General features: G+C 55.7%; 16 protein-coding genes. 9 read left to right on the top strand and 7 right to left on the bottom strand.

Annotation, left to right across the window (positions count from 1 at the left end; translation table 11 throughout):
- Positions 1 to 12 precede the first annotated feature (12 nt).
- The 4 genes from pstB (at position 13) to ACR0DH_RS11380 (ending at position 3,600) form a co-directional block, all read left to right on the top strand.
- Positions 13 to 810: a phosphate ABC transporter ATP-binding protein PstB gene (gene pstB / locus ACR0DH_RS11395; RefSeq protein WP_353007616.1), complete on the top strand. Its 798-nt coding sequence runs from the start codon at positions 13 to 15 to the stop codon at positions 808 to 810.
- A 25-nt stretch (positions 811 to 835) separates the two neighbouring features.
- The gene (phoU, locus tag ACR0DH_RS11390) at positions 836 to 1,537 is read left to right on the top strand and encodes a phosphate signaling complex protein PhoU (RefSeq protein WP_480541755.1); all 702 of its coding nucleotides are present in this window, start codon (positions 836 to 838) and stop codon (positions 1,535 to 1,537) included.
- A gap of 12 nt (positions 1,538 to 1,549) precedes the next feature.
- A complete protein-coding gene (gene phoB, locus ACR0DH_RS11385; RefSeq protein WP_170536733.1) occupies positions 1,550 to 2,239 on the top strand; it encodes a phosphate regulon transcriptional regulator PhoB in 690 nt (229 codons plus the stop codon).
- 131 nt (positions 2,240 to 2,370) lie between these two features.
- Positions 2,371 to 3,600, top strand: coding sequence for an acyl-CoA dehydrogenase (locus tag ACR0DH_RS11380; protein WP_480549203.1), 1,230 nt, complete (start codon positions 2,371 to 2,373; stop codon positions 3,598 to 3,600).
- Between the two features lie 74 nt (positions 3,601 to 3,674).
- Here the strand turns inward: ACR0DH_RS11380 and ACR0DH_RS11375 are convergent, their stop codons facing one another.
- Positions 3,675 to 4,703, bottom strand: a complete 1,029-nt coding sequence (locus ACR0DH_RS11375; protein WP_480549205.1) for an IS30 family transposase — start codon at positions 4,701 to 4,703, stop codon at positions 3,675 to 3,677.
- A gap of 178 nt (positions 4,704 to 4,881) precedes the next feature.
- On the opposite strand from ACR0DH_RS11375, the gene ACR0DH_RS11370 reads away from it, so the two are divergent.
- A complete protein-coding gene (locus ACR0DH_RS11370; RefSeq protein ID WP_480549207.1) occupies positions 4,882 to 5,649 on the top strand; it encodes an SDR family oxidoreductase in 768 nt (255 codons plus the stop codon).
- Here ACR0DH_RS11370 and ACR0DH_RS11365 read toward each other — a convergent pair.
- Together ACR0DH_RS11365 and ACR0DH_RS11360 are read right to left on the bottom strand one after the other, a co-directional pair.
- Positions 5,646 to 6,509 (bottom strand): acyl-CoA thioesterase, encoded by an 864-nt coding sequence (locus ACR0DH_RS11365; RefSeq protein ID WP_480549209.1) that lies wholly within the window; start codon positions 6,507 to 6,509, stop codon positions 5,646 to 5,648. The two genes, ACR0DH_RS11370 and ACR0DH_RS11365, sit on opposite strands and share 4 nt — an antisense overlap.
- Before the next feature lie 49 nt (positions 6,510 to 6,558).
- On the bottom strand, positions 6,559 to 7,791 hold the full coding sequence (locus tag ACR0DH_RS11360) for a serine hydrolase domain-containing protein (RefSeq protein ID WP_480549211.1): 1,233 nt from the start codon (positions 7,789 to 7,791) through the stop codon (positions 6,559 to 6,561).
- 167 nt (positions 7,792 to 7,958) lie between these two features.
- Here ACR0DH_RS11360 and ACR0DH_RS11355 point away from each other — a divergent pair, with 167 nt between their 5' ends.
- Positions 7,959 to 8,564 (top strand): DsbA family protein, encoded by a 606-nt coding sequence (locus tag ACR0DH_RS11355; RefSeq protein ID WP_480549213.1) that lies wholly within the window; start codon positions 7,959 to 7,961, stop codon positions 8,562 to 8,564.
- 27 nt (positions 8,565 to 8,591) lie between these two features.
- Here the strand turns inward: ACR0DH_RS11355 and ACR0DH_RS11350 are convergent, their stop codons facing one another.
- Positions 8,592 to 9,620 (bottom strand): phosphotransferase family protein, encoded by a 1,029-nt coding sequence (locus tag ACR0DH_RS11350; protein WP_480549215.1) that lies wholly within the window; start codon positions 9,618 to 9,620, stop codon positions 8,592 to 8,594.
- A 13-nt stretch (positions 9,621 to 9,633) separates the two neighbouring features.
- Positions 9,634 to 10,452, bottom strand: a complete 819-nt coding sequence (locus tag ACR0DH_RS11345) for an SDR family NAD(P)-dependent oxidoreductase (RefSeq protein WP_480549217.1) — start codon at positions 10,450 to 10,452, stop codon at positions 9,634 to 9,636.
- A 123-nt stretch (positions 10,453 to 10,575) separates the two neighbouring features.
- On the opposite strand from ACR0DH_RS11345, the gene ACR0DH_RS11340 reads away from it, so the two are divergent.
- The 3 genes from ACR0DH_RS11340 (at position 10,576) to ACR0DH_RS11330 (ending at position 12,902) form a co-directional block, all read left to right on the top strand.
- The gene (locus tag ACR0DH_RS11340; protein ID WP_480549218.1) at positions 10,576 to 11,577 is read left to right on the top strand and encodes an NADPH:quinone oxidoreductase family protein; all 1,002 of its coding nucleotides are present in this window, start codon (positions 10,576 to 10,578) and stop codon (positions 11,575 to 11,577) included.
- Between the two features lie 123 nt (positions 11,578 to 11,700).
- Positions 11,701 to 12,150 (top strand): type II 3-dehydroquinate dehydratase, encoded by a 450-nt coding sequence (aroQ, locus tag ACR0DH_RS11335; RefSeq protein WP_480549220.1) that lies wholly within the window; start codon positions 11,701 to 11,703, stop codon positions 12,148 to 12,150.
- Complete coding sequence (locus ACR0DH_RS11330; RefSeq protein ID WP_480549222.1) at positions 12,147 to 12,902, top strand: LuxR family transcriptional regulator; 756 nt, start codon at positions 12,147 to 12,149, stop codon at positions 12,900 to 12,902. The genes aroQ and ACR0DH_RS11330 overlap by 4 nt, the downstream gene beginning before the upstream one ends.
- A 338-nt stretch (positions 12,903 to 13,240) precedes the next feature.
- On the opposite strand, the gene tsf is transcribed toward ACR0DH_RS11330, so the two are convergent.
- Both tsf and rpsB read right to left on the bottom strand, forming a co-directional pair.
- Positions 13,241 to 14,116, bottom strand: coding sequence for a translation elongation factor Ts (tsf, locus tag ACR0DH_RS11325; RefSeq protein WP_480549224.1), 876 nt, complete (start codon positions 14,114 to 14,116; stop codon positions 13,241 to 13,243).
- A 76-nt stretch (positions 14,117 to 14,192) separates the two neighbouring features.
- Positions 14,193 to 14,993 (bottom strand): 30S ribosomal protein S2, encoded by an 801-nt coding sequence (rpsB, locus tag ACR0DH_RS11320; RefSeq protein ID WP_480549226.1) that lies wholly within the window; start codon positions 14,991 to 14,993, stop codon positions 14,193 to 14,195.
- Between the last annotated feature and the right edge of the window lie 17 nt (positions 14,994 to 15,010).

The raw sequence follows: 15,010 nt of genomic DNA, 5'->3' as shown, positions 1-15,010 counted from the left end.
AAGGGCAGACCCATGAACGACATGTCACGAGTGGAGAGACAAGTGGATACCAATGAAATCAAGCTGGAGTGCCGGGACTGCCAGGTCTTTTACGGTGACACCCACGCCATCAAAGACGTGAATGTCGATATCGAAGATAAGACAGTCACGGCTTTCATCGGCCCGTCGGGCTGCGGTAAATCCACGTTCCTGCGCTGTTTGAACCGGATGAACGATACAATCGACATCGCGCGGGTGAAGGGCAGCTTTAAGCTGGACGGCGAAGACATCTATGACAAGCGTGTTGACCCTGTGCAGCTGCGTGCAAAGGTCGGCATGGTGTTTCAGAAACCGAACCCGTTTCCGAAATCGATCTATGATAACGTTGCTTACGGCCCGCGCATTCATGGTTTGGCCAAGAACAAAGCTGAACTAGATGAAATCGTTGAGAAATCCCTTCGCCGAGGTGCAATTTGGGATGAGGTCAAGGATCGTCTGGATTCGCCCGGCACCGGCCTGTCAGGTGGGCAGCAGCAGCGCCTGTGTATTGCCCGCGCCGTTGCAACAGAACCCGAAGTTCTGCTGATGGACGAGCCATGCTCGGCACTGGATCCGATCGCCACGGCCCAGGTCGAGGAATTGATTGACGAGCTGCGCGCGCAATATTCGGTGGTCATCGTGACCCACTCGATGCAGCAGGCCGCACGGGTCAGCCAGAAAACCGCCTTTTTCCATCTCGGCAATCTGGTCGAATTCGGCGAAACCGGAACGATCTTTACCAACCCCGTAGACCCGCGCACGGAAAGCTACATCACCGGCCGCATCGGCTGAGCACAGGTATTCAGATATGACCGAAATGAGCGAACAACATATTGCATCTGCCTTCGACCGCGACCTTGAGGCGATCCAGGCGCATATCATGAAGATGGGCGGGCTGGTTGAAGCGGCCATCATGAGTGCGGCCCGGTCCCTTGAATCCCGCGACGTGGAGCTGGCGGAAGAGGTGCGCGATGGCGACAAGGCCATCGATGCGCTGGAAGAGGTGATCGACGAAGAGACAGCGCGCCTGATCGCGCTGCGCGCGCCAACCGCCAGCGACCTTCGTCTTGTGCTTTCGGTTCTGAAAGTGTCGGGCAACCTTGAGCGGATTGGCGATTATGCCAAGAATATCGCCAAGCGCACCACGGTTCTGGTCGATGCGGGCGAGATCAACGGCAGTGCCGCCGCATTGCGCCGCATGGCGCGCGAGGTTGAACTGATGCTGCGTGATGCGCTGGATGCTTATATTCAACGCGATGCTGAACTTGCCACTGACGTCATCAATCGTGATGAGGAAGTCGATCAGATGTATAACGGCTTGTTCCGCGAGTTTCTGACCTTCATGGCCGAGGACCCGCGCAACATCTCGGCCTGTATGCACCTGCATTTCATTGCCAAGAACATCGAACGCATGGGCGACCATGTAACCTCGATTGCCGAGCAGGTGGTCTATCTGGTCACGGGTGAACGCCCGGCCGAGGCGCGGCCCAAGGCCGATAACACGTCGCAAACCGTCTAGGAGACGCAGACCATGTCCGCAGATCAGCCGACTGTCCTGGTTGTCGAGGATGAATTGGCCCAGCGTGAAGTGCTGGCCTATAATCTTGAGGCCGAAGGCTTTCGGGTTTCCAAAGCGGCCAGCGGCGATGAAGCACTGTTGCTGGTCGACGAAGATTGCCCGGATATCATCGTGCTGGATTGGATGATGCCCAATCTCAGCGGGATTGAGGTTTGCCGGCGTTTGAAAACGCGGCCCGATACGCGTTCGATCCCGATCATCATGCTGTCGGCGCGATCGGAAGAGGTGGATAAGGTGCGCGGGCTGGAAACAGGTGCGGATGACTATGTGGTCAAGCCATACTCGGTGGTCGAGCTGATGGCCCGTGTGCGCACCCAACTGCGCCGTGTACGTCCGGCGACGGTCGGGATTCTGTTGGAATTTGACGATATCATCCTGGATTCGGAAACGCATAAGGTCAGCCGCGATAGCAAACCGCTGAAACTGGGCCCGACCGAATTCCGCCTGCTGAGCACTTTCATGGAAAAGCCCGGCCGCGTCTGGAGCCGTGAGCAATTGCTGGATCGGGTCTGGGGGCGCGATATCTATGTCGATACGCGCACCGTAGACGTGCATATCGGACGGCTACGCAAAGCATTGACACAGCATGGGGGCGAAGACCCGGTGCGCACCGTGCGTGGCGCCGGATACGCCTTGGGCTAATGCCAAGGGCAGGGGGCGCGGGGTCGTTTACGCCGCTTTGTCTTTGATTGTCGCAATGTGCCAAACTCCTGTTGTTGTTTGCGTCGGACCCGCGCTAGGGTTCGGCAAAATTGATCCAACGGAGAAGCAAAATGAACGCGCCTCAGACGAAACCGACCTTGCGGGCAAAAGATGCCCCAGATTTGGGTAAATTTTCGTGGGAGGATCCGTTTCGCCTGACCGACCAGCTGCACGAAGACGAACGGATGATCACCGACAGCGCACGCGCTTATGCGCAGGAAAAGCTGCAACCGCGTGTAACCCAAGCCTATCAGAACGAAGAAACCGACCCCGAGATTTTCCGTGAAATGGGGGAAATGGGCCTGCTGGGCACAACCATTCCCGAAGAATATGGCGGTCTGGGTGGCAACTACGTCTCGTACGGTTTGGTCGCGCGCGAGATTGAGCGGGTGGATTCCGGCTATCGTTCGATGATGTCGGTGCAAAGCTCTCTGGTCATGTATCCGATCTACGCCTATGGCAGCGAAGATCAACGCCGGAAATACCTGCCGAAATTGGCCTCGGGTGAATGGATTGGCTGCTTTGGCCTGACCGAACCGGATGCTGGGTCGGACCCGGCGGGTATGAAAACACGGGCTGAGAAGATCGATGGCGGCTACCGTTTGACCGGTAGCAAGATGTGGATATCAAACGCCCCGATAGCTGATGTGTTTGTCGTTTGGGCCAAATCTGATGCCCATGATGGTAAAATCCGGGGCTTTGTTCTGGACAAAGGCCTCAAAGGTCTCTGCGCGCCGAAGATTGAAAACAAGCTGAGCCTGCGTGCGTCAGTCACCGGCGAGATTGTGATGGATGGCGTTGAAGTGGGCGAGGGTGCCTTGCTGCCGCATGTTCAAGGCCTGAAAGGCCCGTTTGGCTGTTTGAACCGTGCGCGCTATGGCATCAGCTGGGGCGTCATGGGGGCTGCAGAAAGCTGCTGGCATGCAGCGTTGCAATACGGTCTGGACCGCAAGCAGTTCGACAAACCTCTGGCGCAAACTCAGCTGTTCCAGCGCAAACTGGCCGATATGCAGACCGAAATTGCATTGGGTCTGCAAGCAAGCCTGCGTGTTGGGCGTTTGTTGGATCAGGCCGAGGCCGCGCCTGAAATGATCTCAATCGTCAAACGCAATAACTGCGGTAAAGCGCTCGATATTGCGCGCATGGCGCGTGACATGCATGGCGGCAACGGTATCTCGCTTGAATTCCACGTGATCCGCCACATGGTCAATCTGGAAACCGTGAACACCTATGAGGGCACACATGATGTCCACGCGTTGATCCTTGGACGTGCGCAAACCGGGTTACAGGCGTTCTATTGAGATCGTGCTGAATTGGGCCATCACGCGTTCAGCAGGTGGCCTAGTTCCTGTGAGCGATACCTGAACCGCGACTCCTATTGGCTCTGAGGGTAGGGGTGCTGGTGCATCTCTTCCATCATCTTTTCCCGGAACACCTCTGCCGGTGTCTTCCATCCGAGGCATTTTCTGGGTGTCGCGTTGAGGCTGTCACAGATCATTTTCAATTCATGATCTGTGACAGCCGTGATGTCGCGCTTCCTCGGCAACCATCTTCGGGCACGTCGGTTAGTGTTTTCGACGGTACCTTTCTGCCAGGGTGAAGAGGGGTCGCAAAACCAAGTCTGCGTCCCGATCTCGGCCTGCAGGTGCGGCCAGCTCACGAACTCGGTGCCGCGGTCGAAGGTGATCGAACGGCGGGCAATGTGGGGCAGGTCGCGCACAGCCTTCATGATCTTACCCATCACCGGTTTCGTGCGTTTGTTCGGGTTCTTCAGAAGCACGGTGAACCGGCTGACGCGCTCGACCAGTGATGTGACGTTCGATTGCCCAAAGCGTTGTTTGAACAGGACAAGATCAGCTTCCCAATGCCCGAACTGGCGGCGGTGCGCCACGTCGTCGGGGCGGAACAGGATACTGACATCACGGTCAAACTTAGGCTTCTGGCGCTTTCTGGCACGACGTGGACGTCGGGCTTTGCGGTGCTCGGGCAGGTACCACCATAACTCATGCGCCATACCTTCTTTGGAGTAAATGTAGCGGTAGATCGTTTCCTGGCAGACGCGCAGCGCAGCGCCTTCATAGATCATACGGTTGCCGATCTGCTCGGGCGTCCAGCCTTGTTTGATCCGCTCGATCACCGTCTTGCACAGTTCAGGATGTCGGATCAGCTTGCGTTGAACGGATCGACGTTTATCTGTCTGCAACTGAACAGCATGGCCAAAGTAGCCTGCGTATTTCTTCGGGAACGCATCATCGGCCCAGAAATTCCGTTTGATCTCACGAAAGATCGTCGATTTGTGGCGCTTGAGGACACGTGCCATCTCTCTGACGGGCACTTTTGCATGCCACCAGCTCTCGATCTTACGACGTTCTTGCAGTGATAGTTGCGTGTAAACGGCTCCCATGCCATAGTCTCCTATTAGATAACTCATTGTTTTCTAATAGGAGTCGCACTTCAGGGTAGCGCGCTCCCCCCTGCAATTAATAATTCGCATAATAGGTATTATGGTAAATATTAAATCTAGCATAACGCCAGAAAACAACAGCTTACTAAATCAACTTTATCCAACTTGAGACAGCTAAATGGAACTGAATGGAAAAACCGTCGTAATTACCGGCGCCGCTGGCGGGATTGGCAAAGGTCTTGCAGAACGGTTCGCCCATGATGGCGCTACGGTTATATGTTCTGACGTCGATCTACAGGCAGCACAGGATCTCGCCAATCGCATTGGTGGTCATGCTTATCCCTGCGACGTGTCCAGCGAAGCTCAGATCAAGGCTCTGATCGACTACGTCGAAGCTGAGATCGCGCCGATCGATCTGTTTTGCGCCAATGCAGGAATACTGACGCTTGGCGGTTTGGATGTGCCAGATGAAGACTGGAACCGCATCTGGGACATTAACGTAATGTCTCATGTCTGGGCCGCACGCCATCTTGTGCCCAAAATGCTTGAGCGCGGTCAGGGTTACATGCTGATCACCGCATCTGCTGCTGGTTTACTGAACCAGCCAGGAGCCGCGCCATATGGCGTCACGAAACACGCAGCTGTTGGATTTGCCGAATGGTTGTCGCTGACCTACGGCCACAAAGGCTTGCGTGTGTCTGCGTTATGTCCTCAAGCCGTTCGGTCCGAGATGACACGCGGACACGAGATCTCGGTCGCTTCCATCGATGGAATGCTCGAACCCGAGGACGTTGCAGACGCCTGCGTTGAGGCCATTCGGGCTGAGCAGTTTCTTGTTCTGCCGCACCCTCAGGTGCTAGACTATATGCGACACAAAACGGCAGATTACGATCGCTGGTTGGCTGGAATGCGCAAGCTAAATCAAACCTTTGTGGAAGGTACTTAAGTCTTCGGTTTACGCATCAAACCTTCTTGGGCAACAGAAGCGACCAAAACGCCGTCCTGTGTGTAAATAGAGCCCCGGTTGAATGACCGGCCCTGCCCTGTCCACGGCGAATCCATCGCGTAAAGATGCCAATTGTCGAACTGCACTGGAGCATGGAACCATAGCGCGTGATCGAGGCTCGCGCCGTTAACCTGACCAGTAAACCAGCTCAGCCCGTGTGGACGCATGCCAGAACTCAGCAAGCTCATATCCGAGGCATATGCCAGCAACAGGTGCTGCGTGCGCGTGTCTGCAGTTTCCGCGGCCCCCATCCGGAACCAGATTTGATTGCGGTCGTCAGCGGCCACGGGGTTGAACGGATCAAGGTGATCCACCTCACGCACCTCGATGGGACGTTCACGCAGCAATTCAACGCGCAGTTTCTCGGGAACGCGCTCCAAATATTGATGGCGCAAATCGGACCGCGCGGGATAGCTTTCTGGCGCATCCAGATCCGGCATTGGATGTTGATGCGCCCAGCCTTCATCCTGAACATGGAACGAGGCGGACATGTTTAAAATCTGTTTTCCATGCTGAATTGCGACCACACGGCGGGTTGTGAAGGAACTTCCATCTCTCGCTCTATCCACCTGATATATAACGGGTATCGATGGATCACCCGGGCGGATGAAATAGGCGTGTAGCGAATGACATAACCGATCTTCGACTGTTCTATAGGCCGAAGCCAGTGCCTGTGCGATCACTTGCCCGCCGAAGATACGCGTTGGTGTTTCACCACCGGACCCCGTGCCCCGGAACAGATCAACTTCCAGACGTTCAACATCCAAAAGATCAAGAAGAATGCGTTCTGCTTCGGTCATATTCTGCTCTCTGAGTGTGACAGATGTCCGCCTATCAGTCGCGTTCGGATCAATCAATCACCGCGCCTAGTACCAGCGCCTTTAACTCGGCGCGTGACGGATAAGAACTCGAGGGGGACAACTGAGTAAAAAAGATACCGCTCAGATCGTTTTCTCGATCCAGCCAGAAATAGGTTGAGGCCATGCCGCCCCAACTGAAATCGCCAACCGAGCAGGGCACGCGCATCCTTGAAGGGTTCAGAACCACGGATCCACCGAGGCCAAAGCCCATCCCCTCCATCGGTTGTTCGGCAAAACTGCTGGGACCCATTGATGCAATATCGCCGGGTAAGTGATTGCAAAGCATAAAGTCTACGGTTCTGGGCCCCAGAATTCTATGCCCGTTGGCTGTCCCTCGATTGCGCAGCATTCCGACGAATTTGGCATAATCATCGATGGTGCCGATCAATCCGCCACCACCCGAGAAAGTTGAGGTGTTTTCAAAGGGAGATGACCCGGCCTCATCCACCAGCCGAAGTGTATCGCTGCCCCGTTCGGCTGAGTTCAGCGCCATCGCATCACCCGACAAGGGAGAATAAAGAGACGCAAAGCGATCCCCTACCCCTTTGGACACGGAAAAACCGGTTTCCCACATGCCCAGCGGCGCAAAGATCTGCTGGTCGAAATATTGATCCAACTGTTGGCCTGAGACAATTTCGATCACGCGACCCAGAACGTCAATGCCGACGGAATATTCCCAACGCGCACCGGGTTGAAACGCCAGTGGCAAGCGCGCAAGATCACGGACCCGATCTGCCAGAAGGCCCTGATTGGGTTTGAACAGTAAATCCTGCTGTTCCATGGCCTCAGGCAAAACGCCGGGATTGAACGGGTAGCTCAGACCGCTTGTATGCGTCAGTAGGTGATGCAGCGTCGGACTGGTTGCTGTTTCGGTTTGATCCAGCCGGGTGGCACCGGGAGAAAGGGCCTGTATATCATTGAATTCCGGTATAAATTCAAACAATGGCGCATCAAGATGGATCAAACCCTGTTCGACCAGCATCATCAACCCGACCGAGGTTATGGGCTTGGTCATCGAATAAATCCGCGCCAGAGTATCGCGTTGGAATGGCAAGTTGTTTTCAATGCTACGCTGACCACAGGCATGAAAAAACACCTCGGCGTCTTTGTGATGCAGCAGAAAGGCGCTGCCAGCGTATTTACGTTCGGTGACGTAGCGCTCCATCCAACTGCGAATGCGGTTAAGGCGGTCTGGGTCGAAGCTGTGTACGGGGTGTGTCATGAAATTTATTGCTTTGCTGAGTGGAACTGGTCAGGGATAAATCGAGAAATTTGGCCTTTGCTTTGCCCAGCCCTTAAGCGATTGTTTCCACATAAAGACGGCCCTTGTCGCGGATTCGTTGTGTGCCTGTTCTAAAATCTGCTGACACCCCGGATTGGAGTATCAACATGGCGCAAACTATAGATTTCGTTTACGATTTCAGCAGCCCAAACGCGTTTCTTGCATATAAGATTCTGCCGGAACTCGCCAAAAAGCACAAGGCGAAGATCAACCCGATCCCGGTGCTGTTGTCCGGTGTGTTCAAATCGACCAACAACCAGAGCCCGTTCGAGGCCTACTCCGAAAATCGTCAAAAAACAGCCTATCTGACCCACGATCTGCACCGCTTTGCCCGGCGGCGTGGTGTGAGTTTCCACATGAGCCCGCACTTCCCGATTAATAGCAAATTCGCCATGCGCGGTGCATATTATGCATCGGGCAAGTCGTGGGAAAACAAATATATAGATGCCGTTTTTGACGCAATCTGGGTACATGGTCAAAAGGTGGAAGAACTGGGTGTGCTGACCGACATCCTGCGTGAGGCAGAACTGCCCGTTCGCAAAATCCGTGAGGCGATTGCCGCCCCCGAAACCAAGCAGATGTTGAAAGAGCAAACCAAGGCCATGGTCAGGCGCGGCGTCTTTGGCGTGCCCAGCATGTTTGCAGGGACTGAGATGTTCTTTGGAAAGAACAGTCTGGGCAATCTGGATCTGGAACTTGCGCTACATAAGTGATCCAAAACAAAGCTCTATCGCAATATATTAATCCTGTTCAAGTGCAGCCAAACCATGTTGCGCAAAAACGGGGACATAGGCCCCGAACGCCTGCGCTCGTTTCGGGTCCGAGGCGTTCCCATCCAGCGCGCGTTTGTAGACACCTTGTAGGATTCCTGCCATTCGGAAGAAGTTGAACGCCAGGTAGAAGCCGAAGTTGTCAATCCTCGGCAACCCGCGCCGTGCACAATACTTCGCAATAAAGGCAGCGTCGCTGGGCAAGCCGAGCTGATCCCGATTTATACCAGCCAGCCCGCGCCCTTCTTTGCCGGGTGGCATCTGCCATTGCATGATCACTGCGGCCAGATCGGCGTAGGGGTGGCCGATTGTGGACAATTCCCAATCCAGAACGCCGATACAGCTGGTCCCATCTGCAGCAAACATTAGGTTGTCGATGCGGTAGTCCCCATGCACAAGCGTGCGCTGCCCGTCATCATCAGGGATCACAGAGGCGAGCGCTTCGATAAGCGCGTTCATATCAGCAATATCAGTGGTTTCAGAGGCGCGATACTGCTTGGTCCATCGGGATATCTGGCGCTCAAAGTAATTGCCGGTTGGCCCATAGTCTGACAGGCCTACGGCATCGATATCCACCATATGAAGCTCTGCCAGAACGCGGTTCATTTCATCCAGCAAAGCGCTACGAACCTGATTGTTTTCCCCTTCCAGCGTGGGTTGCAGGAAGACGCGCCCCCGCAGATGCTCCATCACGTAGAAGGCGGATCCGATAACCGAGTCATCCTCGCACAGCAGCAGCATTTTGGGCACCGGAACGGCACTATCCGACAGTGCACTTTGCACGCGAAATTCGCGATCTACGGCGTGGGCTGATTTCAGAAGCACCCCGGGCGGTTTGCGACGCAGCACATAAGACCTTGTAGGCGTGCGCAGTTCATAGGTCGGGTTAGATTGCCCAATCGCAAATTTTCGGGCTTCGAGCGGGCCGCTATAGCCTGTCAGATGCGCTGACAGATAGGCGTCGATGGCAGCCAGGTCCAAATCCGTGTTGGTTGTCATGTCCTATCCTCGCCTAAAGAGCTTCGGCAAAGATATTCGGAGCGGTTACAACGTTAATACCGCCCGACACCGGAATGACTGCACCTGTTACGTATCCTCCGCCACGACCACACAGGAACAGCATACAGCCCGCAATATCCTCATCCCGACCTACACGCCCTAATGGCACGGATTTACCAACCCTATCGCGCGTATCCTCATCCGCAGTCGCAAAAGCGGTCATCCGCGATACAAACGGCCCCGGGGCCAGCGCGTTGACAGTGACATGATAGGGCGACAGCTCTTTGGCCAGGATTTTGGTCAGATGAAGCACCGCCGCCTTCGACGCGGAATAGCTGTAGGCGCCGTCGCCCATGGGAACTTCACCCATCACCGAGCCAACATTGATGACGCGTGCTGGATCTTCGGCCGTTCCAGACTTCATCAGCAACGGCAGCAGTCTCTGCGTCAGTTCGAAAATGCCCGTCACGTTGACAGACATCACCTTATCCCAGGCCTCATAGGGGAACTGACCCATCGGCGCACCCCAGCTGACACCAGAATTATTCATAAGAATATCAAGTGTCTCGGTCCGCGCGTTGATGTCGGAAACAAGTGCCTCGATCCCCTCTTTGCTGCCCAGGTCGCCCGCAAACCCGACCGCGCTTCCCGGCGCATCCAGCGCGTTGAATTCTTCAGCGACCGCAGCGCAGGCCTCACCCTTGCGTGAGGCGATCATCACATGGGCCCCAGCCCGCACCAGTGCTTCGGCAGCCATGCGGCCAATTCCAGTGGCCCCGCCTGTGACCAGCGCGGTTTTACCCTGAAGTGAAAAAAGAGTTTCGGGGGTCATGCGTGTCTCCTCACTTACACGTGGTGGCGGTTGCCGTGACGGGAACCAGAGGTGGCCGTTGACAATACATACCCCAGCCTCAAAAGTTTCCGATACCGGAATAACAGGGACAACAGGGTCAACATGCAAGCATTACTCAGCGTCGCCCCCGGCGGGCCAGAGACTTTGGAACTGACCACCCTGCCCGATCCAGCGCCTGGCAAGGGCGAGCTGTTGATTGCCGTGAAAGCAGCCGGGGTGAATTTCCCGGACACGCTGATCATTCGTGACCTCTATCAGATGAAACCACCGCGTCCCTTTGCCCCCGGCGGAGAAATCGCCGGAGAGGTTCTGGCCATCGGTGAGGGCGTAACAGGGTTTGAACCAGGTGATCGGGTTCTGGCGCTGACGGGTCATGGAGGGTTTGCAACCCATCTGACGATCAAAGCCGCGTCTGCCATCAAGTTCCCGGACGACATGCCCTATGAGGACGCAGCCTGTTTCATTTTCACCTATGGCACCTCGTACCACGCGCTCAAGGACCGGGCATTGCTTCAAGCCGGTGAAACCATACTTATCTTGGGGGCCGCGGGTGGTGTCGGCTCTGCCGCGATTGAGCTGAGCAAAGCTATGGGTGCGCGGGTGATCGCCGCCGTGTCATCCGAGGACAAGGCCGTATTTTGCAAACAGATTGGTGCGGATGAGACGATCATCTATCCGAGCGAGATGGATAAAGACGCCCAAAAGGCGTTCTCGGGCCAGATCAAAGCGCTGGCCGGTCCCAATGGCGTGGATGTTGTTTATGACGCCGTCGGCGGGCCGTTTGCCGAACCCGCGTTGCGCAGCATGGCGTGGAACGGGCGTTTTCTGGTGGTGGGGTTCCCTGCCGGTATCCCCAACCTTCCGCTGAACCTGCCGCTGCTCAAAGGGTGCCAGATCGTTGGCGTCTTTTGGGGCGCGTCGGTGTTCCGTGACCCCCAGGGTCATGCGCAGAATGTTGCAGAGCTATTTGCGCTCTACGGAAAGGGTCAAATCAAACCCCGCATCAGCGTGCAGTTCCCCCTCAATCAGGCTGCCGATGCTTTGAAGCTTCTGGCGGATCGTTCTGTGCTGGGCAAGCTGGTCATCACACCGGACGCGACCTGAGGGTCACAGAACGGCGTGAAAGACGGCTCCTCCGCCCGCAAGGATTGTATCACCTCGCAACAAAGCGCAGTAGACAACTCAGGCTAATCGTGGCTATGAACCAGTGATGGGGAATAAAAAGACATGACGAACATTCTGGTTTTGAATGGTCCGAACCTGAACCTGCTTGGCACCCGCCAGCCGGAGGTTTATGGCAGCACCACATTGCAGATGGTCGAGGATCTGTGTGTTGACCATGGCGCTAAGCTTGGTCTGACCGTAACCCATTTTCAGTCGAACCACGAAGGCGCCTTAATCGATGCCATTCACGCAGCGCGCGAAACACAGCATGGGCTGATCCTGAATGCGGGCGGCTATACGCATACATCCGTGGCGCTGATGGATGCGATCTCGTCCGTCGGGTTGCCGCTGGTCGAAGTGCATCTGTCAAATATTCACGCCCGTGAAGCGTTTCGTCATAAGTCCTTTGTTGCCCCAGTCGCGCTGGGGCAAATCTGCGGATTTGGTGTGCAAAGTTACGTTCTGGCGCTAGACGCTATAGCGGCCCATCTTGGGGCAACGGGTGGCAGATGAAGCTAAACGAGTATCTGCACTTTGTGAGCTATGCCAAAACGCTGGAAGAGTTGTGGGACGCCCATTGCCGCCAAATGGCGCTGTTTGGCTTTGACCGGCTGATCTATGGTTATACGCAGTACCGGACCGAAACCTCGTTGGGCGATCCCGAAGACTTTGTAATCCTGTCCAACCATGATCCGGCCTACACGGATGGCTTTCTGCAACATGGGATGTATTTTCACGCCCCGATGCTCAAATGGGCGCTAGACAATGAAGGCGCGGCCAGTTGGCAAATGATCCAACAGATGATGTCCACAGGCCAGATGAGTGTTGAAGAGCAGAGAGTGATCGATTTCAATCGATCGATGGGCGTTGTGAACGGCTATACGGTCAGTTTCAACTCTGTTTCTTTGCGCTCAAAAGGGGCCATTTCGCTGTCTGCGCAGGACGGGCTTAGCCAGGATGAGGTTGATGCGATCTGGGCTGAGCACGGCGATGACATATTGCTCATGAACAATATGGCGCACCTGAAAATCCTGACCCTGCCCTACAACCCACCCAACCGCGCGCTGACAAAGCGGCAGCGCGAAGCGTTGGAATGGGTCGGCGATGGCAAGACAACACAGGATATCGCGCTGTTGATGGGGCTGACCTCGGCAACCGTAGAAAAGCACCTGAGACTGGCGCGCGAGTCTCTGTCGGTTGAGACCACAGCACAGGCCGTACTAAAGGCATCTCTGCACAATCAGATGTTCCTTATGGAAGCCTGAGCACCTGGAGTGTTCACGACAGCTTACCTTAGGTAAGGAAATCATGACTTCCGAATTGGTCCACAAAATTGCAAATTGGTCTTGTTCCGTGAGTGGTGGCTTTTGCCAGGGAACACTTCGATCAGATCTTTGCAATACCAGAGCTCTCTGATCACTCTGACACAGGGGCGCCTATTTGTCCGCGTCACTAGGTCGGAAATTTGGGGGGCCTCGACCATCCCCATCATGCGGGGCCCTCCATTCTATTTTCAGTTTGTTGGAAGCAAAAAACGGGCTGCGACCAGCACAACCCGTTTCGATGCTTTAAAAAGGCTCCAAAACGGGGCCTTTGAAAGGCCTTAGCCCTGAGCCGCCTTGGCGACTTCGGCTGCGAAGTCTTCTTTTTCCACCACGATGCCTTCGCCAACTTCCAGACGAATGAAGCCGGTGATGGTAGCGCCTGCCTCTTTGGCCGCCGCTTCGACGGTCAGGTCAGGGTTCACAACGAACTGCTGGTTCAGCAAAGTCGATTCGGCGACGAATTTCTTCATACGACCAACGATCATCTTTTCGATCACCTGCTCCGGCTTGCCGGATTCGCGGGCGATGTCCATCTGAACCTGCTTTTCCTTCTCAACGATAGCCGGATCCATATCCGCCTCGGACAGAGCCGCCGGGTTCACAGCAGCGATGTGCATCGCAACTTGCTTGCCGATCGCCTCGTCACCACCGGTCAGAGCAACCAGAACACCGATTTTGCCCATGCCGTTGGTGGCCGCGTTGTGGACATAGGACACAACAGTGTCGCCCGACAGTTTGGCCATGCGGCGCACCGACATGTTCTCGCCGATGGTGGCGATCTTGTCAGTCAGTGTGTCTGCAACGTTCTTACCACCCAGATCAGCTGACAGCAGCGCTTCGACATTGTCGACACCTTCTGCGGCGTAAGCGATCTTGCCAACCATTTCCTGGAATTCAGCGTTCTTCGCAACGAAGTCGGTCTCCGAGTTCACTTCGACTGCAACACCGGTGCCGCCGTTGACGTGAACAGCAACCAGACCTTCTGCTGCGGTACGGCCCGATTTCTTCGCCGCTTTGGCCAGGCCTTTGGTGCGCAGCCAGTCGACGGCCTCGTCCATGTTGCCGCCGGTTTCGGTCAGCGCCTTTTTTGCGTCCATCATGCCTGCGCCGGTCGAGTCGCGCAGTTCTTTAACCATTGCTGCTGTGATTGCCATCTTTAGGCTCTCCTCAATTCAAACGGATTTGGGGCAGGTCTACCCTGCCCCATATGTCATTTACGTGACGGGCAGCTTACGCTTCGGCTTTGGCTTCCGGCGCGGCTTCTTCTGCGGGCGCTTCTTCGGCAACGGCTTCTTCAACCGGAGCTTCTTCGAACGCACCCAGGTCAACGCCTGCTGCACCCATCTGAGCGGTCATACCGTCCAGAGCGGCACGTGCGGCCAGATCGCAGTACAGAGCGATGGCGCGCGCTGCGTCGTCGTTGCCAGGGATGATGTAATCCACACCGTCAGGCGAGCAGTTGGTATCAACAACAGCCACAACCGGGATGCCCAGTTTGTTGGCTTCGGCGATGGCCAGCGCTTCTTTCTTGACGTCGATGACGAACAGCAGATCGGGGACGCCACCCATCTCACGGATACCGCCCAGCGAAGCTTGCAGCTTGGTCTGGTCACGTTCCATGCCGAGACGCTCTTTCTTGGTCAGGCCTTCGGCGCCCGATTCCATGGCTTCGTCGATCTGGTTCAGACGGTTGATCGACTGCGAAACGGTTTTCCAGTTGGTCAGCGTGCCGCCCAGCCAGCGGTGGTTCATGAAATACTGAGCCGACTTTTCGGCTGCTTCAGCGATCGGTTGAGCCGCCTGGCGCTTAGTGCCAACGAACAGGACGCGACCGCCTTTTGCAACGGTGTCACGAACAGCCTGCAGCGCCTGATCCAGCATCGGAACGGTCTGGGTCAGGTCCATGATGTGGATGCCATTGCGCGAGCCGTAGATGAACGGGCCCATGCGGGGATTCCAACGCTGTGTCTGGTGACCAAAGTGAACGCCAGCTTCCAGCAGCTGACGCATGGTGAACTCGGGAAGAGCCATGCTATTTTCCTTTTCCG

It is taken from the genome of Ruegeria sp. I1 (assembly GCF_056532675.1).
Note: the sequence above shows the minus strand (reverse complement) of the source record. Positions and strands in the feature narration are given on the sequence as shown.